The organism is Acinetobacter sp. P37 (assembly GCF_057480965.1).
Genome location: NZ_JBLIYY010000012.1, coordinates 1 through 25902 on the forward strand (window position 1 = coordinate 1; position 25902 = coordinate 25902).

Annotated in this window: 22 protein-coding genes, 4 tRNA genes and 2 pseudogenes; 3 read left to right on the forward strand and 25 right to left on the reverse strand. The window is 41.7% G+C overall.

Annotation, left to right across the window (positions count from 1 at the left end; genetic code table 11):
- From AC25JC_RS11675 to AC25JC_RS11765, 19 genes and pseudogenes are all read right to left on the reverse strand, one after another.
- The coding region (locus tag AC25JC_RS11675) for a GTP-binding protein (RefSeq protein ID WP_486924085.1) at nt 1–672 on the reverse strand (672 nt) is incomplete at its 3' end.
- A 155-nt stretch (nt 673–827) separates the two neighbouring features.
- Nucleotides 828–902 (reverse strand) — tRNA-Thr (locus AC25JC_RS11680).
- A 23-nt stretch (nt 903–925) separates the two neighbouring features.
- Nucleotides 926–1001, reverse strand: a tRNA-Gly gene (locus AC25JC_RS11685).
- Nucleotides 1002–1039: 38 nt separating this feature from the next.
- Nucleotides 1040–1123 (reverse strand) — tRNA-Tyr (locus AC25JC_RS11690).
- Nucleotides 1124–1175: 52 nt separating this feature from the next.
- Nucleotides 1176–1251 (reverse strand) — tRNA-Thr (locus AC25JC_RS11695).
- A gap of 98 nt (nt 1252–1349) precedes the next feature.
- Nucleotides 1350–2843, reverse strand: a complete 1494-nt coding sequence (gene trpE, locus AC25JC_RS11700; RefSeq protein ID WP_078193306.1) for an anthranilate synthase component I — start codon at nt 2841–2843, stop codon at nt 1350–1352.
- Nucleotides 2844–2960: 117 nt separating this feature from the next.
- Nucleotides 2961–3629 carry a phosphoglycolate phosphatase gene (gene gph, locus AC25JC_RS11705; RefSeq protein WP_180113619.1) on the reverse strand — a complete coding sequence of 223 codons (669 nt, stop codon included), beginning with the start codon at nt 3627–3629 and terminating at the stop codon, nt 2961–2963.
- A 77-nt stretch (nt 3630–3706) separates the two neighbouring features.
- The gene (locus AC25JC_RS11710; protein ID WP_180156584.1) at nt 3707–4456 is read right to left on the reverse strand and encodes an FHA domain-containing protein; all 750 of its coding nucleotides are present in this window, start codon (nt 4454–4456) and stop codon (nt 3707–3709) included.
- A 77-nt stretch (nt 4457–4533) separates the two neighbouring features.
- Nucleotides 4534–6765, reverse strand: coding sequence for a type II secretion system secretin GspD (gene gspD / locus AC25JC_RS11715; RefSeq protein WP_486924086.1), 2232 nt, complete (start codon nt 6763–6765; stop codon nt 4534–4536).
- 42 nt (nt 6766–6807) lie between these two features.
- A complete protein-coding gene (locus AC25JC_RS11720) occupies nt 6808–7674 on the reverse strand; it encodes a type II secretion system protein N (RefSeq protein ID WP_180067030.1) in 867 nt (288 codons plus the stop codon).
- On the reverse strand, nt 7674–8417 hold the full coding sequence (gspN, locus tag AC25JC_RS11725; RefSeq protein WP_180092862.1) for a type II secretion system protein N: 744 nt from the start codon (nt 8415–8417) through the stop codon (nt 7674–7676). Before gspN ends, AC25JC_RS11720 begins: the two co-directional genes overlap by 1 nt.
- A 167-nt stretch (nt 8418–8584) precedes the next feature.
- A complete protein-coding gene (locus AC25JC_RS11730; RefSeq protein WP_078190459.1) occupies nt 8585–8911 on the reverse strand; it encodes an H-NS histone family protein in 327 nt (108 codons plus the stop codon).
- Between the two features lie 142 nt (nt 8912–9053).
- Nucleotides 9054–9486 (reverse strand): annotated as a pseudogene (locus AC25JC_RS11735) (acyl-CoA thioesterase).
- Between the two features lie 9 nt (nt 9487–9495).
- Nucleotides 9496–10689 carry a heme biosynthesis protein HemY gene (locus AC25JC_RS11740; RefSeq protein WP_180116094.1) on the reverse strand — a complete coding sequence of 398 codons (1194 nt, stop codon included), beginning with the start codon at nt 10687–10689 and terminating at the stop codon, nt 9496–9498.
- A 6-nt stretch (nt 10690–10695) separates the two neighbouring features.
- Nucleotides 10696–11538 carry a hypothetical protein gene (locus AC25JC_RS11745; RefSeq protein ID WP_486924087.1) on the reverse strand — a complete coding sequence of 281 codons (843 nt, stop codon included), beginning with the start codon at nt 11536–11538 and terminating at the stop codon, nt 10696–10698.
- Nucleotides 11535–12314, reverse strand: coding sequence for a uroporphyrinogen-III synthase (locus tag AC25JC_RS11750; protein WP_486924088.1), 780 nt, complete (start codon nt 12312–12314; stop codon nt 11535–11537). The genes AC25JC_RS11745 and AC25JC_RS11750 overlap by 4 nt, the downstream gene beginning before the upstream one ends.
- Nucleotides 12315–12317: 3 nt before the next feature.
- Nucleotides 12318–13235 (reverse strand): hydroxymethylbilane synthase, encoded by a 918-nt coding sequence (gene hemC, locus AC25JC_RS11755; protein ID WP_486924089.1) that lies wholly within the window; start codon nt 13233–13235, stop codon nt 12318–12320.
- Nucleotides 13236–13330: 95 nt separating this feature from the next.
- The gene (locus AC25JC_RS11760) at nt 13331–14071 is read right to left on the reverse strand and encodes a LytR/AlgR family response regulator transcription factor (RefSeq protein WP_078190465.1); all 741 of its coding nucleotides are present in this window, start codon (nt 14069–14071) and stop codon (nt 13331–13333) included.
- Between the two features lie 53 nt (nt 14072–14124).
- Nucleotides 14125–15278: pseudogene (locus AC25JC_RS11765) on the reverse strand (sensor histidine kinase).
- On the opposite strand from AC25JC_RS11765, the gene argH reads away from it, so the two are divergent.
- A complete protein-coding gene (argH, locus tag AC25JC_RS11770) occupies nt 15269–16699 on the forward strand; it encodes an argininosuccinate lyase (protein WP_171319324.1) in 1431 nt (476 codons plus the stop codon). The pseudogene AC25JC_RS11765 and the gene argH sit on opposite strands and share 10 nt — an antisense overlap.
- A 27-nt stretch (nt 16700–16726) precedes the next feature.
- Nucleotides 16727–16996 (forward strand): oxidative damage protection protein, encoded by a 270-nt coding sequence (locus AC25JC_RS11775; RefSeq protein WP_078190466.1) that lies wholly within the window; start codon nt 16727–16729, stop codon nt 16994–16996.
- A gap of 845 nt (nt 16997–17841) precedes the next feature.
- On the opposite strand, the gene pgsA is transcribed toward AC25JC_RS11775, so the two are convergent.
- From pgsA to uvrC, 3 genes are all read right to left on the reverse strand, one after another.
- Nucleotides 17842–18429, reverse strand: a complete 588-nt coding sequence (gene pgsA, locus AC25JC_RS11780) for a CDP-diacylglycerol--glycerol-3-phosphate 3-phosphatidyltransferase (protein WP_078190467.1) — start codon at nt 18427–18429, stop codon at nt 17842–17844.
- Between the two features lie 104 nt (nt 18430–18533).
- Nucleotides 18534–19328 (reverse strand): thioesterase family protein, encoded by a 795-nt coding sequence (locus AC25JC_RS11785; protein ID WP_486924115.1) that lies wholly within the window; start codon nt 19326–19328, stop codon nt 18534–18536.
- A gap of 136 nt (nt 19329–19464) precedes the next feature.
- Nucleotides 19465–21264 (reverse strand): excinuclease ABC subunit UvrC, encoded by a 1800-nt coding sequence (gene uvrC / locus AC25JC_RS11790; protein WP_486924090.1) that lies wholly within the window; start codon nt 21262–21264, stop codon nt 19465–19467.
- A 178-nt stretch (nt 21265–21442) separates the two neighbouring features.
- Between uvrC and AC25JC_RS11795 the strand changes: the two genes are divergently transcribed.
- Nucleotides 21443–22489, forward strand: coding sequence for an AAA family ATPase (locus tag AC25JC_RS11795; RefSeq protein WP_486924091.1), 1047 nt, complete (start codon nt 21443–21445; stop codon nt 22487–22489).
- A gap of 53 nt (nt 22490–22542) precedes the next feature.
- On the opposite strand, the gene AC25JC_RS11800 is transcribed toward AC25JC_RS11795, so the two are convergent.
- The 3 genes from AC25JC_RS11800 to lpxO all read right to left on the reverse strand — a co-directional run bounded on the left by AC25JC_RS11800 (nt 22543) and on the right by lpxO (nt 25501).
- Nucleotides 22543–22956, reverse strand: a complete 414-nt coding sequence (locus AC25JC_RS11800; RefSeq protein ID WP_486924092.1) for a PH domain-containing protein — start codon at nt 22954–22956, stop codon at nt 22543–22545.
- A gap of 181 nt (nt 22957–23137) precedes the next feature.
- Entirely contained in the window at nt 23138–24220 is a 1083-nt protein-coding gene (locus AC25JC_RS11805) for a diguanylate cyclase domain-containing protein (RefSeq protein WP_180182565.1), read from the reverse strand.
- 366 nt (nt 24221–24586) lie between these two features.
- Complete coding sequence (gene lpxO, locus AC25JC_RS11810) at nt 24587–25501, reverse strand: lipid A hydroxylase LpxO (protein WP_078190472.1); 915 nt, start codon at nt 25499–25501, stop codon at nt 24587–24589.
- Nucleotides 25502–25902 lie beyond the last annotated feature (401 nt).

A 25902-nucleotide genomic window follows, 5' to 3' on the forward strand; every position in this document is an offset into this window, starting at 1 on the left:
TGAAATTGAGAATACGTCTTCGATTGGCATAAGGAATGCTTGGTCGATAGCACGTTCTGGTTCTGGGATGTAAGAGTCAAGAGCTTCAACAAGAGCAACTACAGCATCTTCGCCGTATTGACCAGCTTCACCATTAAGCGCTGCAAGAGCAGAACCACGGATTACTGGAGTGTCGTCGCCTGGGAAGTCATAAGTAGAAAGAAGTTCACGAACTTCCATTTCTACTAATTCAATTAATTCTTCGTCGTCTACGATATCGCATTTGTTTAGGAATACAACGATATAAGGTACACCTACCTGACGAGAAAGCAGGATGTGTTCACGAGTTTGTGGCATTGGACCATCAGTCGCCGAACAAACAAGGATCGCACCATCCATTTGCGCAGCACCAGTAATCATGTTTTTAACATAATCGGCGTGACCTGGGCAGTCTACGTGAGCGTAGTGACGGATTGGAGAATCGTATTCTACGTGTGAAGTATTAATTGTAATACCACGTGCTTTTTCTTCTGGTGCAGAGTCGATTGCAGCGTAATCTTTCGCTTCACCACCGAATTTTTTTGCACACACAGTTGCAATCGCAGCTGTTAAAGTTGTTTTACCATGGTCAACGTGACCGATTGTGCCCACGTTAACGTGCGGCTTATTACGTTCAAACTTAGCCTTAGCCATGCTTTTCTTCCTCGTTTACGTCGAACACAATTCTGAGTAAAACCCAGCTCCGACATATCGCCTAAAAAAAATAAACACCCAATACTTGAAAAGCAGACTAAAAAGCCTGCTTCTGGAATCTTGCGCAACATTTAAAGTTGCTAAACTGTAAAATCTGGAGCTCTTATCGAGATTTGAACTCGAGACCTCTCCCTTACCAAGGGAGTGCTCTACCACTGAGCTATAAGAGCAAATATAAGCACTTCAATAGATATGGAGCGGGAGACGAGGGTCGAACTCGCGACATGTAGCTTGGAAGGCTACCGCTCTACCAACTGAGCTACTCCCGCACGATGTTGGTACAAACCACTTATTGAAGTCTTAAAATTGGTGGTGAGGGAAGGATTCGAACCTTCGAAACTTTCGTAGCGGAGTTACAGTCCGCCCCCTTTGACCGCTCGGGAACCTCACCATTTTACACTTACTTCAGTGTTGTTCTCTCTACTCACTCTCAAACTTTAAGATGGTGCCGGCACACGGATTCGAACTGTGGACCTACTGATTACAAGTCAGTTGCTCTACCAACTGAGCTATGCCGGCGTTTCTTAATGTTTCGTACGTTTCGTATCGGAACGGTGTGCAGTTTAGCAAATCTTGAAATCCTTGCAAGTGTTTTTTCTAAAAAAAACGTGAAAAACTCATAAAATCAATCCATTTGATGATAATTCAACCGCTTTGATCACTGCGCGAGCTTTTATTTGGGTTTCATTCCACTCTGATTCAGGATTAGAGTCATACACCACCCCTGCTCCAGCTTGAACATAGACCTTATTTTCACGAATTACACAGGTACGAATCGCAATCGACATGTCCATTTCACCATGCCAGCCTAAATAACCAACAGCACCACCAAAAATTCCACGTTTTACTGGTTCAACTTCGTCAATAATTTCCATAGCGCGGATTTTTGGTGCGCCTGAAAGTGTGCCCGCAGGGAATGTTGCTTTAAAAACATCCAAAGCATCGACATCATCACGTACTTCACCTTGCACATTTGACACGATGTGCATGACATGCGAATAACGTTCGATCACCATTTGATCAGTCACGTGAACTTTACCGATTTTAGAAACGCGTCCAACATCATTTCGCCCCAAATCGATCAACATCAAATGCTCTGCAATTTCTTTTTCATCAGATAGCAAATCTTTTTCTAGCGCTAAATCTTCTTCTTTTGTTTTACCCCGTGGTCGCGTTCCCGCCAAAGGACGAACTGTTGCCACACCATTTTCTAAACGGGACAAAATTTCAGGTGATGAACCGACGATATGAAAAGGAATGTCATTTTCTAGTGTCTGCCCTTGCACCAAGAACAAATATGGCGATGGATTGAGGTGACGTAGTGCACGATAGACCTGCAAAGGCTCACCATCAAAATCTGAGACCATACGATGGCCCGGCACAACCTGCATCACATCACCGGCCTTAATGTACTCTTTTACTTTTGCAATAGAGTCAATAAAGTTGTCATGTCCAGTGATGGATTCAAACTGTGGTGCAGTATGCTTATTTGCTTTGAGTGCAATTGGGGTTGCCAAAAGTTCTTCTAGCTCATCCAATTGTTGCTGCGCCTTGGTATAGGCCTCAGCATCATTTACATCGGCATGCACAATTAAGAATAAGGTATCCTTAAGGTTATCAAAGACGATGACGGTTTTTGATAGCATCATCCAAATATCCGGAATCCCGACCGGGTCAGCTTCTGGAACGTTATTGAGCTTTGGTTCGATATAACGTACAGCATCATAACCAAAGTATCCAACCAATCCACCGGTAAAGCTCGGCAACGCTGGCAAATCTTGCTGGGTAGGCACTTTATATTGTGCTTGGAAGTCACGAATGTATTGAAATGGGTCAGCACATTGTTGTTTTTCAACCGAGCCATCAGCATGTTGAACGGTCAACTGCCCTTCATTACACGAAAATACGGTGGACTCGCCCAAGCCAATAATGGAGTAACGCGCCCAGTTTTCGCCACCCTCTACAGATTCAAATAAATAGGCTTGTTTATGTTGTTTTAATCGCGCAAAGACAGACAGCGGAGTTTCTGTATCTGCCAAGCGCTGACGATATACCGGAATCAAGTTATATCCAGCAGTTTTCAGTTGTTCAAATTGAGTTTGTGTAGTCATTTGGGTTTCTCTATATTTCGCGTGGTCAATTTCAGTTAATTTCTTCTCATGCTGATTGAGTGACGCCATCGAAAACCTACACAGTTGCTCATTTTCACTTCCTTAACCCTACTTATTTCAACCCAATAATTCTTTTAAGTTATCAACCACGTGCTGCGGCTGACACTCTCGAATATTTTCACCATGATTATAGCCATAGCTGACCACAATACAATCAATACCCGCACGACGTGCTGCCTCTACATCATTGACAGAATCACCCACCATCAAAATTTGCTGTTTTGGCAAGGCATAATGTTCCGCACAATACTCTAGCTGCTTGGGATGTGGTTTACGCTCTTCAAAACGATCTCCGCCAATCACATCATCAAAGTATTCATGCATACCTAGTGCCTGCACAATACTGCGTGCCGGTTGCTCTGGTTTATTGGTCACACAAATCAGAATTTTCTCTTCTGCTTTTGCCCAATCCAAGAACGCTAGAATGCCGTCAAAGGGCTGCGTCAGAACACAAGGATCTGCATTGTAAATCTTTAGAAAAGTTTCCAGTAAAAGATGGTGCTGTGCGGCATCCACCTTCCCGGTCAAGTATTCAAGTACGCTATGACAAAACAATGAAGTTCCTTTCCCAATCCAGTTTCGCACCTGCGCTTCTGTGACCAACGGTAATTGCAACGCATTTAAACTCATATTCATCGCACGATGTAAGTCAGATGCTGAATCGACTAGCGTTCCATCCAGATCAAATAAAATCATTTGGCGTTCTGCTAAACGAACTTCAAACATAATGTCCCTCTATTTTTTTGTAAATTTTCCCCATAAAAAAGGCATGCCCATGCATGCCTTTTGAGGAATGTCTCGGTTTATTTAAACAAGACCCATGCAATAATTGCAAGAATGATTAAAACAATGACTGAGATTAAGCCCACAGAGGCATTTTTTTGCGCTTCACGCTCTTGCTCTACACATGTCGCTGGAATTTCTACATCACATGCTTCATTTTTCGGAGCAGCAGTAATGTCAACCCCCTCAGGGATTGGCGCAGGTTTAGGCACACCTACATTGGTCGGCATACCATCACGAGTCAATTGAACCGAGCCATCTCGCTCTTTCAACTCTGGCATACCTTGATCATTCATTTGTTGTGCTGCGGTTTTAACGACAGGCTCTTGTGCCTTAGTTTCAGACGTGTTTGCTACAGACTCTTGTGCCACAGTTTCAGAAACTGCAACAGCTTCAGACGGCTGCTGAACAAGTGTAATTTCTTCTGTTTGCAACGCTTCAACGCTTTGTTCGATATCCACTGGAATCTGAACAGCTTTAGCTGGAGCCAATAAACTAAACTTCACACTGGCAAACTGTACAATATCACCTTCTTTTAAAAGTGATTCACCAGTCAAACGGACATCATTAATAAACGTCCCATTGGATGAATTAAGATCTTGCAACCAGAGTGCCTGATCTTTCAGTACAAAGGCAGCATGTTTACGCGACACATCAGATTCTTGCAAAACAATATCTGCTTGTTGGTGGCGACCCACCAACATATCTCGTTCAATACTAATTTCTTGTCCTGTTAAATCACCAGAAATTGCTTGAATTTTCCAAGTCATGAAGTTAATTCTCTATTGCTCATTTTTTTCATCATAGCATGCTGTGGTTTCAAAGCTAAACCACTCTGCTGTCTAACCTAAGGCATGCCCGCCACTTTGCCATTCGGTACGGTAATGGTTTGGCGCTTCACCGCAGGTTCAATGGCGACTGGCGTGGAGACCACTGCCGCTGGCTGTGTCATTTGTGGTGCTGTCGGTACCGTCTTATACACAGGGGCAGGTGCTGTACCTTTTGAAACAGGTATGCGCTGTTGATACACATCATCCACATTTTCAGGTAATTTCGCAAAATTACCCTCATTATCCAATGCCAGTTGCAGACTATAGAGCTGACTGTAGCGCTGCTGAGACATTTTCTTCACATCGGCAGAATTTCCAACAATAGTCGGATGAATAAAGATCAGCAAATTACGTTTACTGTTGGATTTTCCTTCAGAGCTAAAGAGTTTGCCTAGCACAGGAATAGTCCCTAGCCCCGGAACCGATTGACGTCCATGCAAGGTATTGTCAGAGATCAAACCACCCAACACAATCGTTTGACCATGCTCTGCCAAGATCGAGGTTTTGATCGCGCGTTTAGTCGTAACCAAATCCGACGCTTGGCCTTTATTGTCTTTTACATCAGAAACTTCTTGCTCTACCTCTAAACGCACAGAGCCGCCGTCGCCAATATGCGGCACAACTTTCAAAGTAACACCGACATCTTTACGCTCAATCGATGTATATGGATTGGCTGTACCACCATTGGTGGTGACCGAGCCTGTCACAAATGGAACGTTTTCACCCACCACAATATAGGCTTCTTCGTTGTCCATTGTCACAATCGACGGTGTAGATAATAAATTGGATTTGGTTTTTTCTTTTAGGGCCTGAATCATCGCACCATAGAGTTTGCGTGAACCATCACTGCCTTCACGATAATCACCAAGGACCAAAGAAGTACCCGCACTCACCGCGCTACCTGCACCCGCAGCACCGCCAGTTAAATAACCTGCGGCAATATTTTTTAAACTCGAACCAAAGTTATCAAAGTTAATTAAGCCGATACCACTACTGATATCACCCAACGCCCATTGCACACCGAGCTGATCGGTATCCGTGCCTTCGACTTCAATAATCGCTGCTTCAATCAGCACTTGCTGACGACGAATATCAAGCTGTTGAATCGCAGACTCGATTTCACGCATGAGCTGCGGATCTGCTTTTACAATCAGTGCATTTTGTGTTGCATCAGCAATAATACTCACGCCATTGGCGTTAAAACTTGAGATACCGTTTTGCGTATTATTGGAAGAGTTATTGCTGTTAAGGTTAATGCCAGAACTGGTGTTGTTTTGTGAACTGAATGACTGTGAATTTGAACTGTTACTATCATTCATTAAACTGTTCATCGTGCTGCTATTTGAGCTATTCGATGAATTCGTACTCGAAACAGCCTGCCCAGTGACCAAACCTTGCAAGATTTCCGACAAATTTTTTGCACTTGCATACTTCAAACGGAAGACTTTCAACCCACCCAATCGATCTGCCGCAGGCACATCTAAGGTCTCAATAATCTTACGAATACGCTTACGTGTCGCTGTATCACCTTTAATGATAATACGATTGGTTCGATTGTCCGCAATAATACGAATTCGTGAACCTTTCGGGTCTTTTGATGCGCCGGTCGAACTCATCGACTCTAACAGCCCAATCATTTCTTCGGCCTGACTCGATTGCAGCGTCACAGCTTCGATATCATTCTGACCCGTTCCATCTAAATTACGAATAATCGTTTCGAGCTGATAAATATTACTTGCACGATCTGAGACGATCAGCGCATTGGTCCCCGCCACTGCCGACAAATGTGCAAATTGCGGCATCAATGGGCGCAACGCTGGAATTAAGTCGTTGGCATTAGTGTTATCAAGCCAAATCACTCGAGTGACAATTTGGTCTCCAGACGCACGGTGGCGCGCATCATAAGGAATGCCCGAGCTTTTTACATTACTGTCTGGAACTAGTTTAATGGTGTTGCCCGATGGAATAGCCACCACACCATTCACATTCAACACACCGAGAAACAGGTCATAGACTTCATTTTTATTTAAAGGCTTATTGGAAATAACCGTTACATTTCCTCGTACCCGTGGATCAACTGCAAAATTTTTCCCCGTGATATCTGCGACTTCATTAATGAATGCCGTAAGATCTGCATCGCGTAAATTGATTTTCCATGTTTGTGCATAACTTGCTGTGCTGACCATAGCAACCAAGGGCACCATGGCATAGGCAGCTAAAGTTGAACGGTTATTATTAAATAAAGCCATATACGCCTGTGTTTCCTAACCCTATAAAGTGATGAGACATCACTAAAAATCCTGTTGTATGGTCATCACTTGATCACCACGTTTGACTTCAAGTTTCACCTGCCCTTCACGGCGGGCTTGTTCTAATAATTGCGCCTCAGATTGTCCTGCACCGACCGCCTGCCCATTTAAAGACATGATGCGGTCACCCGGCTGCAAACCCAATTTATTTCTTAAGGCTGCAGGTGTTCGATTTGAAACTTCAAACCCACCATTAACTGATGGATTTACCCCCATTTCCTGCATATATTGTTCACGATTTTCAGTCATGCGTTGTACGGCCTGACCAATCGCGGACTGCGTTGTGCTTTGCCCTAAATTTGCAGGATCAGTTGTATTTTGCATGCTGTTATTCTGCAAAGATCCGCCTGATGTTGCATTGGCTGTAGGGACAATCGGTTGATCTAATCCGTTTTCAATACCTTGGAACGCCAATTCACGCCGTGCACCATTACCCTGCGTTAAAATCACCTTATCCCAATAAACTTCAGCCAGTTGATATGATGAACCTTGAATGGTTTCTCCAACCAAGTAGCGATCTGAACTCTCATTGACCTTAATCACTGCTGACGAGTAGCGACTTGGCTGTCCCACCACCACACCTTGCAATACCATATTTAACTGCGCGTCAGCTGCTGAACTACGATTTTCCTGAAACAAGGCAAAAGAGCTAATATTAGGAACTTGCGTTTGCTGTGAACCCAATTCAACTCGGTCTAACTGCATGGCTTGTGGCGGTGCAATCAATAACCAAAATAAAGCGGCTAACTTCCAGCACAGGTACAAAATTATTAAAGCCAAGACCACAGGTGCAAGTCGATCTGTTTGCTTCCAATTGATCTCGCGGATTTTTTCGAAATAGTCAGCCATCAGTTCACCCCACTCAATAGGGGTTGACGCGAACTAATCACATACGTATCTAATCCGGCCTTACCTTCATAGGAAGCAACATTCATCAAAAAGCGCTGGGTTAATTGCACATCCAACATGAGGTCTGGCTCAAGTGACAAATTCATCATTTTTTGTTCACGTTGATCTCGAACATCAATCGATAATTTGCCATTATCATCTTTTAATTGGGCCAACATGGCAGGCACATTCATTGACTCTTGACGCTGTGCAAAGCTAAAGGATAAATCCCCGCCTGCCCACTGCATCTCACCTGATGACTGACTAAATCCCTGTTGTGGCTTATATTTAAACTGCACGTCATTTAATTGAATGGCATTCGTTGGCCATTGCCAATCGGCAAAACTTTTTAAGGTTTCAGGAGCAATTTGACCCTCTAAGTTTTTAATACTAATACTTTTACCAAAACCATAGCCCATCACACCTTGTAGTTTGGTATTGCCACTATGAATCTCAACATTTGCACCCAAGCGCAATAAGATCAAGTCCCACGGGCGTGTGCTCCAGTTTAACGAGCCTTTCAAATTTCCTCGTGTCCAATCTGCTTGCCCGTGCCAAATATTGCCACTGACGTTATGTAGCATTTGGTTATTTTTATAAAATTTTGTAATGAGCCAAGCTGCAGGTACTTGCAGCATAACGAAAATTAAAAAACTGATCGCAGCAAAAATGAGCCACCGAATATTATTAGTTTTATTGATCATCCCACCACAACCGATCCATCAATTTTTTTCCATCATTTAAACATTTTTCTTTATAGACACATTATGCATACTTTTTCTTCATAGCCAATTCAAAGAGATAAAAAAACCAGGCATTTGCCTGGTTTAATTATCCTGAACTCAAGATATGACGATTTCATGAATTATTCTTAAATTAAGAAATCTTCTAGTTTCGCGCCTTTTTCCAACTCAGCCACTAACCAACGTGGTTGCTTACCACGACCAGTCCAAGTGTCATCTGCATTGGTTTTGCTACGGTAACGTGGCTCAACCGCTTTACGAGTTGATTTTTTACGTTTGCTTGAACCAAATTCAAGGATTTGTTCAACGCTTAAATCTAAATTTTCTGCAATTTCAACAATACGGTTGTACGCATCTTCAATCGCTTGATCTTTTTTAGATGCAATCAGTGCTTCAGCTTCTACTTGAAGCTTCTTTAACTCTTCAACTGATAAATTACTAATATCAGGCATAATCTTTAACTCCGAAATTTCATTTTAATAATGCTTATGAAAACTCGCTCATAATATTATAATAAAATTTTTATTCAATAAATAATTTTCATTTTACTACAATATTTTAACACGACTCCTTAAAATATATAAAGTTAAATTGTATTTAAATATTATTTCCCACTGAAATCTCTAAAGCTTTTATTTTGGTCTTTATACTTTCTGGAATTGAAGTTTTTTGTAGGGTAGTTTTATCCACGCACACAATAACTGCATCGCCTGTTGCAACGATTTTTTGTTGCTTTTCACTCCATAATATATAACTCATACGAAATGCACTATTCCTTAATTCTTCAACGCGCGTTGCCACTTTTAAAATATCAGGATAAATCACGGGGCTTAAATATTTACACTGGCTTGAAGCCACAACCGTAACCACAGACTGATCAAATATATCCAACTGGTCTAAAATAACCAATCCGCGCACTTTCCATATAACGATAATAATGCACGTTATTTACATGCCCAAAAGCATCCATATCCCCCCAAGCGACGTGTTGAGTATGAACCAATGAATATTGAGCTAAATCTTCTTGCATATAATGTCCTTATATTCGAATTTCCATAAAATTGGCATTATTTTCAAATATTAAATTTAATTGTTTGATCAAGTCATCCTGCTGATTTAAAGCTGACTTGATGCGTAAATAACTCATTAATACATCATCTGGATATAATTCTAACAATGCATCTGCTTCAGCTTGGCGTGCTGTCGCTTGGTAAATATTCCATTTTGCAAAACTAAAAACAGGCAGCGCAGGATACTTTTCTTCCCAACGTCGAATCTGCTGTTCTACAGCCACATAGTCAGGGTTTTGCTTCAGCATTTTTTGCTGGAACCACAAAAAGAACACTTCTTTGTTAAATTGCTGTTCCAGCAAATGAATAGCCAATTGCTCATGTTCCTGACTCATCTCTGGCATACGAGACAAGACTTTCAACCATAGCACTTTGACCGCATATTTACGCTCTGTAATTTGATCTTGCAGATCCAAATAACGCTGCTTTAAATGCTGTAAGTCATCGACATCAGCTTGATCAAATGCAGATAATAATTGTTCCAACCAAGCTTGTTTTGTCAGCTCATCTAAATGTCCATAACGTGTCGAACGCAAATACAACCAAGGAAACTGCAACGCAAACATGCCCCATAGCGTGGTTAGGCGCTGCTCATAGGCACTACTGACTTTTTGCAACCATGGCGATAGTTCATGTTGATTTAAAAATTCAAGATGCGTTAAAGCCTTTTCACCCTCTTGTTGAGATAAATAAATTTCAATCCGTTGCAATTCTGCAAGCTCAAAAGCCATTGGATTGGTCTGAGTTAATGCATTTAATGCTGTTTCATATTGTTGCTGAATCCAATATAAACGCGCATCGATCACCCCTTTTAATAATCCAGACTCAGTAAAAGCTTGCTGAATAAAGTTTTTTTGATCTTGCGCAGCATTTAAAAGCCAAATGACAGCCAATTGCTCATAGGGATGTAGTTTATTAAAACTAAAGACCGTTTCAGATTTACGTTGTTCTCGACTTAAATAACGTTTAACCGCATACCAAAACATTTGCACGATCAAACTCAGTAGTGCCAGCAATAATGCTAAAAACCAAATATTAGATTGAACTTGCCATTCACGCCAGTATAAATACACATAGCCTGCACCATGTCCAAAACTCAGCAAACTAATAATGGCAACAACCAATAAGCTAATAAATAAATAGGCCAATAATATATGTTTCATAGTCAATTATCCTATGAGTGCCCGAGTATTTAATAGCGGTACAGAAATAACCGGAATGTCCTTTAATTGTTCTAAACGCTGGCGTATCGGTTTTAATGAAGCATCTGGCAATTGCTGCATAATTTGCATAATTTCAGTAATTTCTTGTTGAAACTGAGGATATTGTCCTTGATTTAAAACCTGCTGAGCCAAAATTAAACGTAACTGCATTTCTTTTAATACCAAGCTACGCTGCATTAATACGGGACTCGGTTGTTCGACTGATTCGACTTGAATCCATTTTTGCCAAAAAGAAAGACCTTTTTGCTGCTCTTTTGAACTATAGGGCTTTAATATTTCTTTTTCTAACAATTGATCGATCGATTGCAGAGTATTTTTCACTTTATCAGACTGCAACTGACGCTCTGTCACATATTGCTTTAAGGTTTCACGGTCTTTTTGAATTACCTGATGCAAACTCATGCGCAGTGCAGGTGCCAAGCTCAACTGATCTAATTGTTGATCTAATTGGTTTAATTTTTCCAAAGCAACAGCAAATTGTTGTTGCTGCATGGCAAATTCAACCAAATCAAGTTGCTGGCCCACAACCAACATCGGCTCAATACTATGGGTCGCCTCAGCAGCAATCGAAGCATTCGATGTCGTTGCAGCCGACATCTCGGTCGTTGTGCCGCTCAACTGACGTTTCAAAGCCACGACCTGATCATTCAAACCTGCATTGCGCTGTTGCAATAAAGTTTGCTGTTGCATCAGTTCGGTTTGTTGAGCATTGACTTGAAATAGGTCAAAACTGAGTTTAGCCAACCAAAGTACGGCGACAATGACCACAACGACAAACAACTTCTTCATGTATTTCCCTGCACGACTTGCACATGCTGCAATATGTGTGTCGCGTTTAAATCTTCGAGTTGAATAATTTTAAAATCTTTGTTCAGTGTTATACGACTTTGCTCAAGTAGCTCGAACAACCTTACACCTAAAACTAAAAAATGTGCATGACTCAGCACTGATAAATGCGACTGAATCAAGTCAAGCCAATTGAGCCAACTGGCCTCACTGGTGATCAACATACAATACGGAGATGACAACTGATGTTCAGAAATGAGTGTTTTTACTTTTTGAATGGTCTCTTCTGGTAGATGCCGTTCATATAGCACAAAATTGAGAATCTGAATGCCACGTGCTAGCAACTGCTGCATCATAAATTGACGACCACCTTCACCGCGCCAAAATGCAACGCAAGCCCCGGCCTCTAATTGTTCTAAATGGCTTAAGGTGAGCATTCCCTCCGAGGTTTCCACCTGCGGTACGACACTGTGAATGCCATAATCAGCCAGCTTTGCTGCAGTTGCATCACCGACTGCAACCCATTGAATATGTTCGAGCTGATCAAGTGAAATACCCGCCTTACGCAAACCTTGCATTCCAAAGGTAACCGCAGAGGGGCTCACCACAACCAATACATCCGCAGCACTCAACTGGGCGTAGCACGCTGCCAATGCTTCTGACCATGCCCGTGGCTTGAGCTCAAGTAATGGAAGCTCAGCCACAGCAACACCCGCAGAGCGCAGCGTCAAGCTAAGCTGCGTTGCACGATCTGCTGGACGTGTATTGATAAAAAGCATGTATTAATACAGTGCCTTTAAAATTTCACCTGCACCTTGAGCTAACAAGTCTTGTGCCAATTTGACACCGAGCTGTTCAGCTTGTTCAGGAAAACCTACTTGCTGTGCTTTCAACAAGGTTTGACCGTCAACACTACCGACACGACCTTCCAAATGAATCCGACCATTTTCTAAGGTTGCATAACCTGCAATCGGTACTTGGCAGCCACCTTCTAGATATGCATTAAAAGCACGTTCTGCGCGTACACAGGCATTGGTCTCTGCATGCATTAAGGGCAAAATTAAATCCAATACAGCTTGATCTTGGCTACGACATTCTAGGCCCAATGCACCTTGTCCAACTGCAGGTAAACTCACAACAGGCTCAAGAGTATGACGAATACGCTCTGCTAAACCCAGACGCTTTAGCCCTGCACTCGCCAAAATAATCGCATCATAGTTACCCGCATCGAGTTTAGATAAACGCGTACCCACATTGCCACGCAGATCAATAATCTCGAGGTCTGGACGTTGTTTTAAAATTTGGCATTTGCGGCGCAAGCTCGATGTCCCAACCTTCGCACCTTGTGGTAAATCATCAAAACTGTTATAGGTATTTGAAACGAAAGCATCTAATGGATCTTCACGCTCACAAATCACGGCCAAGCTTAAACCTTCAGGCAATACCATCGGCACATCTTTCATCGAATGAACTGCTAAGTCTGCACGACCATCCAACAACGCCGCTTCTAATTCTTTTACAAATAATCCTTTTCCCCCAATTTTGGCTAAAGGGGTATCTAGAATCTTGTCACCTTGGGTCACAAAAGTCACCAACTCAACTTTCAAATTTGCATGAAGTGCTTCTAAGCGTGCACGAATATGTTCCGCCTGCCAAAGTGCAAGCGGGCTTTGTCGAGTTGCGATCTTAAGGATATTCATAAATTTTAAAATACAGTCTATAGGGCTATTATTCTAAACTTAACTTGCTCAGTTGAAAATGCAAGCTTAATTCGCAATGTGCTTTGACCCTTGCCCTATAATTTTTGTATTCGCTCACGCAAATTCGGTAAATGTCGACGGCTGACCGCCAAACGTTCTTCTAAATCTCGACAACGCACCTGATATTGCCCCGAGCTTACGACTTCCAAACCATCTAAAAAGCTCACAGACACCAAGGCATTGCGATGAATGCGTATAAAACGATCACCAAATTCATGCTCTAAATCTTTCAGCGTTTCATCAATGAGTACGCTGCCATTTTTGTGCCGAACAGTGACATATTTCTGATCTGCAAGAAAATAGTAAATATTTTCCACAGGTACCAACTCTACACCACGATAGGTCTTTGCCGCGATTTGATGGCGGCTGATTTTAATTTCGTCCATATTTTCTTTTTGTTTTATCGTGCTCAATTGAGCTTGGGTTAATTTAGTTAAATGATCTAAAACCTGCTGCAATTCCTGTTGCATAACTGGTTTTAGTAAATATCCCTCTGCATTCGACTTAAATGCATCAAGTGCATGATGATCATATGCAGTGCAAAAAATAATAGCGGGCATGGGGTCTAATTCACGCAACAATTTCGCGCAAGTCAACCCATCCATTTCAGGCATTTGAATATCTAGTAAGATGACATCAGGCTCGAGGCTTTGAGCCAAGTCAATCGCTTGTTGACCATGTGAAGCTTTCGCAACCACTTGATGTCCAAGTTGAGTGACTAAACGTGACAATCGCTCTACTGCTAGAGGCTCATCATCACAGATTAGGATGTCCATTTCTCCTCCTTATCTCGTTAACGTCATTTATTTTTATTGGTCAACTGAGATTTCTATTTATATTGATATTGCACCACAGTCGTATACATTCCCTCGCCTGCGTAGGTTTGAAAAGTGACATGCTGACCATAATATGCCTCAAGTCTCTGTTTCACGTTTTCGATGGCAATACCATTCCCCTGACGTAATTTAATTGTATCCTGTGTATAGGGATTTGTAATAACGATATTAATTTGATTTTGTAATATTTCAATCAATATATTTATCGTACTCTTTGTCAAAATCTTTTCAACTCCATGAAAAATACTATTTTCTAATAAAGGTTGTAAAGTTAATAGTGGAATTTGTACTTGAGCGTATTGTTCAATACCTTCTAGTTTCCACTCCACCTTAAGCCGATCACCTAAACGCATTTGTTCAATGGCCAAATAACGCTGACACAGATCGATCTCATCTTTGAGACTTACCAACTTCAATTCTTGGAAACTTGCACGGAACAATCGAGATAAATTCAGTAGCATTTGCTCCGCTTTATCTGGGTCAATCGCAATCAAGCTAATCACATTGTTTAAGCTATTAAATAAAAAATGTGGATGAATCCGAGCTTGCATAGCCTGAATGCGTGAGTTTAACTCACTATGATGTTGTCGACCCCACTGTTCTCTTAAATATAAATATCGAAAACAAAATGCCCCAAGTAATACCCCATAGCTCAGATTTAAAACCACACCAGCAGTTAAAACGTCCGCACTCAAGCCAGTTAAACTGAAATTTCCACCAAAATAGATCAAGACATTTAAAATTAAGGTGGTGAACAACACCAAAGCTTGCAATAAAACAAACCCGCTAAACATGAGCATTTTCATGCTTAAACCACGCGTCTTACTCTGCAAAAGCTCTGAAAATGCAGCAAATGCCAATAAAATCCAGTTAATAAACAACACATGCTGCATGACACTGGAAAAACTTAAAGCATGCCACGATTGAGCTTGTGCCAAAGCCAAGACTAACGCCACAATATTGCCCGCAAGAAACAGCTCCCACAGATAGTGCCAACGGCCCATTTTTCCTGAAAATACAGAAATTGTCATAGACCTAAACCCTGTCTAAAAGTTTGATCAACTTGCCCTTCGGCAACTGGGTTCGAATTTGCTATACTCTTGCTCAGTTCTATGCTTTTTATCTTATTGAGCCGACATGACCACATCTTCTAATTCCTCAAATCCGTCACAAGCCCAAACTTCAGGCATGTGGGGCGGTCGTTTTTCCGAAGCTACTGACGCTTTTGTTGCTGAATTTACAGCATCTGTACAGTTTGACCAACGCTTTTATAAACAAGATATTGCAGGTTCAATTGCACATGCAACCATGCTTGCAAAAGTTGGCGTTCTAACTGAACAAGAGCGTGACGATATTATTAATGGCTTAAACACCATTAAAGCAGAAATTGAAGCGGGTAACTTCGAATGGCGCATTGACCTAGAAGATGTGCACATGAATATTGAGTCACGCTTGACTCAACGTATCGGTATTACAGGTAAAAAACTACACACCGGTCGTAGTCGTAATGACCAAGTTGCAACCGATATCCGTCTGTATGTTCGCGACGAAATTGATGCGATTTTAGAATTATTGAAAAAATTACAAAAAGGCATCCTAGGCTTAGCGGCGAAAAATACCAATACCATCATGCCAGGCTTCACGCATTTACAAACTGCACAGCCAGTGACTTTTGGTCACCATTTAATGGCGTGGTTTGAAATGTTGGTACGTGACTCAGAGCGTTTAATCGACTGCCGTAAACGTACCAACCGTATGCCTTTAGGTTCTGCTGCACTTGCAGGAACAACCTACCCAATTGACCGTGCATTCACTGCCGAATTACTAGGTTTTGAAGCTGTCGCTGAAAACTCTTTAGACGCCGTATCTGACCGTGATTTTGGTATTGAATTCAATGCGGCAGCATCACTCATCATGATGCATTTATCACGCATGTCAGAAGAAATGATTCTTTGGACATCGGCTCAGTTCAAATTTGTGAACATCCCTGACCGTTTCTGCACTGGCTCTTCAATCATGCCGCAAAAGAAAAACCCAGACGTTCCTGAGTTGATCCGTGGTAAAACTGGCCGTGTATATGGTGACTTGATGAGCCTATTGACCCTGATGAAAGGTCAACCATTGGCATACAACAAAGACAACCAAGAAGATAAAGAACCACTATTCGATGCAATCGATACTGTTCGTGGCTCACTCATGGCATTTGCCGACATGATCCCTGCACTAGTGCCAAACATTGACATCATGCGTGAAGCAGCGCTGCGTGGCTTCTCAACTGCAACTGACCTTGCCGACTACCTGGTTAAAAATGGCGTGGCATTCCGTGATGCACATGAGATTGTGGGTAAAGCAGTTGCTCTCGGTGTTCAAGAAGGCAAAGACCTTTCAGAATTAACCCTTGAGCAACTTCAACAGTTCTCTGACTTGATTCAAGCGGATGTCTTCGAAAAAGCTTTAACACTCGAAGCATCTGTCAATGCACGTAACCACATTGGTGGTACTGCACCTGCTCAAGTTGAAGCAGCAATTGAACGCGCGCATGCACGTTTAGAAAAACTTTACGCATAACTTTTTCAAGTTAAATGGAGTATTGATATGTCTCGACAAGTTTTTTGCCGTAAATATCAGGCTGAAATGGAAGGTTTAGACTTTGCACCATTCCCGGGTGCGAAGGGACAAGAATTGTTTGATACGGTATCTAAACAAGCTTGGCAAGAATGGCTAAAACACCAAACGACGTTGATCAATGAAAAACGTTTAAACGTGTTTGAAGCTGACGCGAAAAAGTTCCTTGAAGAGCAACGTGAAAAATTCTTCAGCAATGATGAATCTTTAGAAAAAGCCGAAGGCCTAAAGCCTGAGTAAAACTTAAAGCGTTGCTTTAAGTTTTACGCAAGACAAGCGAAGCGCGTAGCTTCAAATGTCAAAAAGGAGTCTAAAAAGGCTCCTATTTTTATACTCCGCCACGCCGCAAGACAAGCAGCTATGCCGTGCGTAGACTTTAATTGAAAAGAATCTCCAATCTTGGGGATTCTTTTTTATTGCTCTAAAAATTAGCAAGACAAGCGAAGCGCGTAGCTTCAAACTTCAAACTTCAAACTTCAAACTTCAAAAAGGAGCCTAAAAAGACTCTTTTTTTGTGCTTCGGAGCACTGCTATTTTCGCAAAACAAAGATGATGTCTGTGTAAGCTTTCATTCAGAAATGGTCTTCATCATTACTGAAATATCTTTTATCCATTGATCAATTTTATTTAAACTTAAATAAATGAATTTATTATTTAAATAATGTTAAATGTATTTTTATCATCACATATATCGATTTTTATTGTTTAAATCCAAACAAAACCTACCAAAGTTATCGGCCAATTTGTATCAAAAATTCTTAATGTAAATTTGTGATACATTTCTCAATAAAACACAACATTACACTACAATAAACTCCATGTATTTCTAAATCTGCTTTCCTATAATAGCAATCAAGAAGATGGAAACGTCTTCCATAATAGCGATAAGTAACCCCGATTTTCCTTCCCAGATTTCCCCCAAAATCTGGGAATTTTTTTATCCAAAATTTGCGCTAACATCTCACATTTAACTTCAAGCTCCAATCAAATGAAGCGCTATTCAAACTAGTCAACCCCTCAATTTTTTCTAAAAACTCGGCAATAAAAAAGCCCCGATCACGGAGCTTTTAATAACTACCTTTAAATCAAGGTTGCTTTAAATACGGCCATGCGGCTTTTAAATAAATAAACATCGACCATAACGTTAAAACTACGGCTGTATAGAGCAATCCATACGCCAACATTTCTAGGGGTTGCCAATTTAGCAAGAATACTGAAATCGCAATCATCTGAAATGCTGTTTTATATTTACCAACGGTTGAAACCGCAACACTGGTACGGGCGCCTAATTCAGCCATCCATTCACGAAGCGCAGACACCGTGATTTCACGTGAAATAATTACAATCGCTGCAAAGGCCATCGAAATAGTCGGTTGCCATTGCACCAAGACGATCAACGCAGTTGCGACCATCAGTTTATCTGCAACAGGATCGAGAAAACGTCCAAATGCTGAAGTCTGATTTAAACTTCTTGCAAGGTAGCCATCAAACCAGTCAGTGACAGCTGCGATCACAAAAATAGCGGTCAGCAATATATGACGTGACATGCTGGCAGCATGTTCACCCACGCCCATTGCAGGTGGCCAGTACGCCACCAACAAAAACACAGGAATTAAAGCAATTCGTGCCAATGTTAAAATATTAGGAATATTCAGGATTCGACCTGTTGTCATAGACACCCCAGTTTTCCCCTCATGCACGATGAAAATGCAAAATAATTTGAGGATTTATCCATCGTTAGTTGCACTCACTTTATACGAAATGCCCCTCAGTGTCACTAGGCAAACACCGTAACAGTCTGTCGCGCAATCGCTATCAACTGGTTATTTTCATCCCATAAATGAGCATATTCTGTAGCGTAGCCATCCGCGGCATAGTCGGTAAATACTTTATATTTAAGCCAATTATGTAAGTTTGATTGCAAGAGATGTACATAGGTCAATGTCCATGTTAAAGAACTCGCAGGCGCCATGGTTTTGTACATAGGCAGCACGCCGGGCGGCCACATATCCATCGAGACCATTAAGTCAGCAACAGTCATCTTACGGTTATCATGGCGTTCTGGATTAAAACGCATCCAACCACTAAAGTCAGGCTTTTTGCTTGCTGTACACGGATACTGCCCATCTACCCAGGCCAAATCCATTTGCTGAAAGCACTGGGGTGCAAGTGGATGATGTTCGGCAATCTTTAAGCTGCTCACTTCAGGAAAATTGGGTGCTTGACGCTCCTGATTGACGGCAATGCTTGATTCACGTGGAACACCAAAGCTCGCCAATAAAATGCTTTGTACGGCATCATCTTGCCAAAGTCGAACTTCGATAGTGGTGACGGATTTGCCCTGTCTTAAAATTTCAGCACTTAAACGCACGGGCGCCAATTGTACTGGCCCAACAAAGGTCACATTACAACTGAGTAAACGTCGCTGCGGATCTGCAATGATAGCAACGGCTTTGTGCATCATCATGCCAGCCACTAAGCCGCCATAGATCGTACGTCCTTGCAACCATCCTTCTGGAATCTCAACCCATTCATTGTGTTCAATATGTTGATACAACTGTGCGAGTGACATCATCATCCCTGATCATATTTTTGATTTTTATATCATTGTATAAAAATCAAATGATGTGAATGATCAGTGACTCATGCGTCAATGAGCATTTTGGCAAATTAAGACTTGACGCGTCATCGATTGGGGCTAGTTCACTCTATTCATGCAGAATTTTATAAATGGTACGTGCCATCACATCGCCTAAGCCCGGCACTAGTTTTAAATCATTTTCAGAAGCTTTGAGTACCCCCTGAATGCCACCAAAATGGGTCAACAGATCCCGACGACGTTTTGGCCCTAAGCCCGGAATCACCTCAAGTACCGATGAGCCGCGCTTTTTATCTCGTTTCGCTCGGTGTTTGGTAATGGCAAATCGGTGGGCTTCATCACGAACCTGTTGAATCAAATGCAGGGCTTTATGGTCTTCGGGCAATTGAATTTTTTCACCATCGGTAAAGTGCAATGTTTCCAGACCAGGTTTACGCCCCTCACCTTTCGACACCCCGACCATAAAGGCGTCAAGCTCGAGCTCCTGCATGACTTCCATCGCCATGTGTAATTGACCTTTACCCCCGTCAATTAATAGCAAATCGGGCAACATATGCTTTTTATAGCGGCGGGTCAGTGCTTGACGCATGGCAGCATAATCATCGCCTTCAGTAATGTCATTGATAGAAAATTGGCGATAGTCGCGCTTTCTTGCACCGCCAGCATCAAAGACCACACAAGACGCGATAGTTGCCTCCCCCATAGTGTGAGAAATATCAAAACACTCAATACTGTCAATCGGCCGCCCAACGACTTGCTCTAACTGATGAAAGCGCTCATTCAATTCAAAATGATCGGCCAATTTACCTTTAATAGCGTGCTGCACATTCATTTGTGCAAGTTCTTGCCATTCGGCACGGGTTTCTCGCACCTTATGTTTGATTTGAATTTTTTTATCAAAGTGCTGATGTAGTGCATCTTCCATGTCTTTGCGATCTGGAATATCGACATTGATGATGAGTTCTGCAGGGATTTCGTCTGCCACCTGAAAGTAGAAATTGGCAATGAAGTCCGAGAGCATTTGACCTAGATCATCACCCTGCATATCAGGGAAATAACTCTTTCCGCCGAGCATTTTGCCATTGCGCACATGCATAATTTGCACACAGGTCACACCGGCTTGATAAGCAATGGCAATGATATCTGCCTCACCTTTGACTTTATAAATTGCTTGCTGAGTTTGCACATCACGCAGCAGCGCCATACGATCACGATAAAACACCGCCTTTTCAAACTCGAGTGCTTCGGCCGCCGCTTCCATTTTTCCAATCAGCTCTTGATTGAGCTCTTTGGTGTCGCCTTGTAAGAAACGAATCGAGTTATTGACATCTTCTTTATAGTCTTCGGGTGAGATCAACCCCACACAAGGCGCTGAACAGCGTTTAATTTGGTATTGCAGGCATGGTCGTTTGCGCTGTGAAAAATAGCTATTTTCACACTGACGCACATTAAACAATTTTTGCAGCACCACCAAAGTGTCACGCGCGTTATAAGCACTCGGATAAGGCCCGAAAAACTTACCGGCCTGATGCTTCGCTTTGCCTCGCCCTGCGGCAATTCGTGGATAGGGTTTATCGGCTGAAATAAAGATATAAACATAAGACTTATCATCACGCAGCATGATGTTATACGGTGGACGATGCAGCTTAATCAGGTTTTGTTCGAGCAATAGGGCTTCCGTTTCAGAACGCACCACCAAGGTTCCAATATCATAAATACGGGCGACCAAGGCTTGCGTCTTGGGATGCTCAATGGTTTTCACAAAATAACTCGACACACGATTTTTTAAATTCTTTGCTTTACCCACATACAGCAACTCACCGTCTTTACCCAGCATGCGGTAAACACCGGGTAGAGTCGTCATATTGGCAAGAATTTTTTCAATATGTTCGCGTGCGTTTTCGTTCACTTTTGCCTTGTTCCGTCTTCGATATTGCTCTTTGACATGATGTGATGCTTTTACCTACATTTTCAAGCAATCCCGCAAATTTATTGTTGCTCATAGCAATGATCTGATTGCTAAAAGCTATTAATGCAAAATTCTAAATTTGCTATGCTCAAAACATCACGCTTTAGGAACATGATGCATGACGAACGCCAATCCCGCCATCCATGTCGTACACCCGACAACTTCGACGCATAGCACTGCTGAAAAAAACCGTTTGATGGGTAAGCCGCGTTTTCATTTTGAAGCGCATGACGTTATGCAACGCCTAAAGCAACGGATCATTGGACAAGAAGCAGCATTAGACGAAATTGAAAAAATGCTGCATGTGGTCAAGGCTGATTTTTCCAGTCCTGAACGACCGCTCTCCGTAACCTTAATGCTTGGACCGACAGGTGTTGGTAAAACCGAAACTGTGCGTTTAATCAGTGAAGTGATTTATGGCCGACCTGATGCCTTTTGCCGTATTGATATGAACACGCTCGCACAGGAACATTATGCGGCTGCCATTACTGGTGCGCCTCCGGGCTATGTCGGTTCTAAAGAAGGCCATAGTTTATTTGATGAAGTTGCCATTGCAGGTAGTCATACCCGTCCGGGCATCGTGCTTTTTGATGAACTGGAAAAAGCGTCAACCGAAGTGCTTCGCGGCTTAATGAATGTGCTAGATAGCGGAAAATTAACCCTAACCTCAGGTACAAAAACCATCGACTTTCGTAATTGTATGATCTTTATGACCAGCAATGTCGGTGCACAAGCGGCACAGCAATATCTAGATAAGTTAAATTTTTTGCCCGAAAAAATACAAAAGGTTTGTCTCAAGCGCGTGCCGGTCAGCAGCATTATTGAAAAAGTCATGCAACGTAAATTCGACCCTGAATTTATTAACCGTATTGATCGTGTATTGCAATATCAACCCGTTCAAAATGATGCCTTGCCCCGTTTGGTCGAAATTGAGCTGGAAAAACTTAATCAACGCCTACAGCATCAAAAACGCAGTATCAAACTCACAGATGCAGCCAAAGCACATTTTTATCAGAACCATGATATTCGTTATGGCGCACGACATTTAGCACGAAAAATACGGGTTGAACTTGAACCTATTGTGGCGGTGTATTTTTTGAATCATCCCGAACAAACTAAAATACACCTAGATGCACAACTTGGACAATTGTTTATTATTAAATAATTCACTGGTCTTTAAAAGGCATGCTCACATACCTTTATTCAGCATTCTTATATTTATTGGATTGGAACACCAATCGCTTTAGCAAAAGCTTGCGGATCTTTCGGTGAAACCATGACGAAATTGCGTTCTCCATTCTGTATATATTCAATTTTTAAACGTTTAATGGAAAGCGCAGGTGCCGCAGATAAATCCTGACTTGCACTGATGCGTTGGATATTCTGCAAAGGAATCTGCCAATGTAGAAACATGCTACGGATGTTTAATTCTGTAGCGGAAATTTGATAACGTGTATTGAATATTGGCCACCACAGCAGTAATACCGTTAAAATATACACCGCAGTATGAAGAGGATATTGTTGCATCGTGCCTTTGGCCTGCATGGTGAGTAATAATTGAATGAGTAAACCGCTCATACAAACAATAAACGCCACCACCCACCAATCTTTTTTTGAACGAAAAACTTGCATCTTATCCCCCATCAACTGCTTTTATTCTATACAAGATTTTGAAGGATGCATCTGCTATTTCAGCTTTTATTTTTGCAGGAAATAAGCGTATTTATCACATTATTTTCAAGAATATAGAGATCCATTTAGCTCAAGTACCGCTATTCATCTATTGTTATTTTTGCCGTTCTTTAAGCTCGGATCACGCTTCTTTCGGCAAGGGTTGTTCCTGCAAACGTTTATAATTCTTTTTCTCTTGATACATTTTAGCATCGGCTTGTTGTACCAAGCTCATGGCATCTACATAGCCTTGCTGATGGTCTGTTTGGCACAGCCCAATACTTAAACTTAAGCCTGCTTCCATTTCAGCCACCGCTTCTAATAAACGCGGGATAAAACTCCCTTCCACATGCTTTTCACTGCAACCAGGCAAGACCAAACAAAATTCGTCTCCGCCATAACGGAAGCAATGATCATCTAAACGTGCAACCGACTTTATGGCCGCAGCAACCGTTTGTAGTACCTGATCTCCACGTGGATGACCTTGTTCATCATTGATCTTTTTAAAATCATTGATATCAATAAACACTACTGTTACGGGTTCATGATTACGCTGTGCGGTATATAAAATACTGGTCAATAAGGTCGATAAATGCCGGACATTTAAGAGTCCTGTTAATGGATCGCGCTGTGAAAGTTCTTCCATTTCTTGTGCACGAAACTCTAGCGCATGCGCATACTGTTCCATTTTTTCACGGGAGATCTTCACCTCATTAATCAAACTCCACACATAGGTTTCCACCACCAATGTAGTGTCGAACATAAAGAGCTTTTCCAAGGTGTTAATAATCCGCTGATATTGTTCCGTATCATTAAAGGTACGCTGAATTAAGCGAAACAACATGGTCTTTAGGGTATGCACCGCAGAGAGATACAATTTCGGCTCTACACCTATACGCTTATGAACCAAACCAATCCGTAAACGGTTATTCACATACGCGCTGTCATAGCGCCCGGAAAATAAATCCAATAAATATTGATGCTGCGCGCGTTGCAAACGCTTCAAGGTATCAAGATCACCAATCAAAGTGGCAATTTCTGGAATTGAGGTCTGATTTTCATAAAATTCATCGACCATACTGTCGAGTATCGGCGCCACAATTCCACCAATCGAAGCCAGTTCCGCCAGCTCTAAATCAGTCAAGCCAAGCAACTGTTTACGTCGTTCTATATCTTGCATCGAAATATGCATTTGATGCATCAATGTTTGGTTGGTTGCTTTCATGAATCGGATACCCTTCCCGCCAAATCAATCCCTTCAGGCGTTTACACGGGGTTTCTATGCAGTAGGTCTTCATGCCTGCATGCAAAGCTTCCACCGTTTTCACCCTTGGGTTTTGGCTATCATTGATGATGACACTTTTCTTTCAGCTCAACGGTTTTGCATGGGCTTAAGTTTGGACGTCAACATCATATTCCTCGTCTATTGGCTCATTTTTTCTGGCATATTCTGGCTAACGCTATTTCTGCTTTTGGCTGATTTGCTCTGCATGATTATTTTTATTCTGCTTGCACGATAACTGATATTTCGCTGACTGTCAGCATAAAAAAACGCCCCTAAGGGCGCATTTTTTCAATATTTATTCTACTTTTAAAATAAATATGGACGTACAAAAATCAGGAAAAACAACCCCAACATTAGGAACCACTTTAAAAAGTAATACAGTGAACGATTGGTTTTTTTCAAGGCTTTGGCTTTTATGCGAATTTGATAGACATAGCCAAATACTTTATTTAAACCACCCGTTTTATCACCGCTTTCATTCGGTGAACTTGCAGCAGTCATGACATTTTTACCAAACCAATGGTTAAAAGCTTCCATCCACTTCGACTTTAATGGCCGTTCAACGTCTGCAAAGAAAATGATCCGGTTCTGATCCGTTTTATTTTCAGCATAGTGAATATAGGTTTCATCAAACACCACACTCTCGCCGTCACGCCATGAGTACCGCTGACCATCGACATCAATAAAACAGCGGTCGTCATTGGGCGTCAATAAGCCCAAGTGATAACGCAATGAACCGGCATAGGGATCTCGATGACGGACTAAACGACTGTCGGGCGCCAACTCGGTAAACATCGCAGCTTTAATGGTGGGTAGGTTTTTTAATAAAGCCGTAGTTTTTGGGCAAAGTTCAGCAGCCGAAGGATGGGCTGAGTCATACCATTTTAAATAAAAGCGTTTCCAACCTGTTTTAAAGAACGAGTTAAATCCAAGATCATCATAAGTACTCGATGCTTTGATGCCCCCTTTTTCATACAAGGCCTTGGCTTCATCACGAATCATTTCCCAGTTTTCATCTAAGACTTTTAAATCTTTAAAATGCTGCGTGTCGATATAGGGTTGACTCGGCACTTTTGAAAACATGTACATGAGAAAATTGATTGGTGCGAGCAATGTCGAATGATCAAAAAACTGACGATAAAATGAATGACGGACTTTACCGCGTTGCTGAATATAAAACGCAGAAATGACAAAGACCGCCAGGATAATCCACTTAATCATATGAGGACCTGGTGCTAATAAGCATTGTGCTTAATGAAAAATTAACTTTTGAGAACGCGGCGAGTATAGCATAGTGCTCAGTGATGCCTAAATAAGCAGCATAGAACACTGTGTCTCAGCAAAGATGGATGACAATGTTAAAAGTGAATTGACCATTCTGCCGAAAAATACACTTGCTTTTTTCTTGAATTTTTCATTCGCATCTCAATCTATAGCTTACATTTATAAAAAAATGTGAACTGAAACATAAGCTTCAACATATTTAATTAGAGCGATAGCCTTTAAAGGCAGATCCGAAGGCTATTTCCAAAAGAAATTTTGATGACCCTAGCGTCACGGCTTGATACAACTTGTTATGTTCTTTTTAGATATAGTTATCGTAAGATTAGCGAGGCATATAG

What these genes read in the sequence shown, in the direction of transcription:
- trpE (WP_078193306.1), bottom strand. Translation starts at nt 2,843, where the DNA reads ATGACTACACAAACTCAATTTGAACAACTGAAAACTGCTGGATATAAC.
- gph (WP_180113619.1), bottom strand. Translation starts at nt 3,629, where the DNA reads ATGTTTGAAGTTCGTTTAGCAGAACGCCAAATGATTTTATTTGATCTG.
- AC25JC_RS11710 (WP_180156584.1), bottom strand. Translation starts at nt 4,456, where the DNA reads ATGACTTGGAAAATTCAAGCAATTTCTGGTGATTTAACAGGACAAGAA.
- gspD (WP_486924086.1), bottom strand. Translation starts at nt 6,765, where the DNA reads ATGGCTTTATTTAATAATAACCGTTCAACTTTAGCTGCCTATGCCATG.
- AC25JC_RS11720 (WP_180067030.1), bottom strand. Translation starts at nt 7,674, where the DNA reads ATGGCTGACTATTTCGAAAAAATCCGCGAGATCAATTGGAAGCAAACA.
- gspN (WP_180092862.1), bottom strand. Translation starts at nt 8,417, where the DNA reads ATGATCAATAAAACTAATAATATTCGGTGGCTCATTTTTGCTGCGATC.
- AC25JC_RS11740 (WP_180116094.1), bottom strand. Translation starts at nt 10,689, where the DNA reads ATGAAACATATATTATTGGCCTATTTATTTATTAGCTTATTGGTTGTT.
- AC25JC_RS11745 (WP_486924087.1), bottom strand. Translation starts at nt 11,538, where the DNA reads ATGAAGAAGTTGTTTGTCGTTGTGGTCATTGTCGCCGTACTTTGGTTG.
- AC25JC_RS11750 (WP_486924088.1), bottom strand. Translation starts at nt 12,314, where the DNA reads ATGCTTTTTATCAATACACGTCCAGCAGATCGTGCAACGCAGCTTAGC.
- hemC (WP_486924089.1), bottom strand. Translation starts at nt 13,235, where the DNA reads ATGAATATCCTTAAGATCGCAACTCGACAAAGCCCGCTTGCACTTTGG.
- AC25JC_RS11760 (WP_078190465.1), bottom strand. Translation starts at nt 14,071, where the DNA reads ATGGACATCCTAATCTGTGATGATGAGCCTCTAGCAGTAGAGCGATTG.
- argH (WP_171319324.1), top strand. Translation starts at nt 15,269, where the DNA reads ATGACCACATCTTCTAATTCCTCAAATCCGTCACAAGCCCAAACTTCA.
- AC25JC_RS11775 (WP_078190466.1), top strand. Translation starts at nt 16,727, where the DNA reads ATGTCTCGACAAGTTTTTTGCCGTAAATATCAGGCTGAAATGGAAGGT.
- pgsA (WP_078190467.1), bottom strand. Translation starts at nt 18,429, where the DNA reads ATGACAACAGGTCGAATCCTGAATATTCCTAATATTTTAACATTGGCA.
- AC25JC_RS11785 (WP_486924115.1), bottom strand. Translation starts at nt 19,328, where the DNA reads ATGTCACTCGCACAGTTGTATCAACATATTGAACACAATGAATGGGTT.
- AC25JC_RS11795 (WP_486924091.1), top strand. Translation starts at nt 21,443, where the DNA reads ATGACGAACGCCAATCCCGCCATCCATGTCGTACACCCGACAACTTCG.
- AC25JC_RS11800 (WP_486924092.1), bottom strand. Translation starts at nt 22,956, where the DNA reads ATGCAAGTTTTTCGTTCAAAAAAAGATTGGTGGGTGGTGGCGTTTATT.
- AC25JC_RS11805 (WP_180182565.1), bottom strand. Translation starts at nt 24,220, where the DNA reads ATGAAAGCAACCAACCAAACATTGATGCATCAAATGCATATTTCGATG.
- lpxO (WP_078190472.1), bottom strand. Translation starts at nt 25,501, where the DNA reads ATGATTAAGTGGATTATCCTGGCGGTCTTTGTCATTTCTGCGTTTTAT.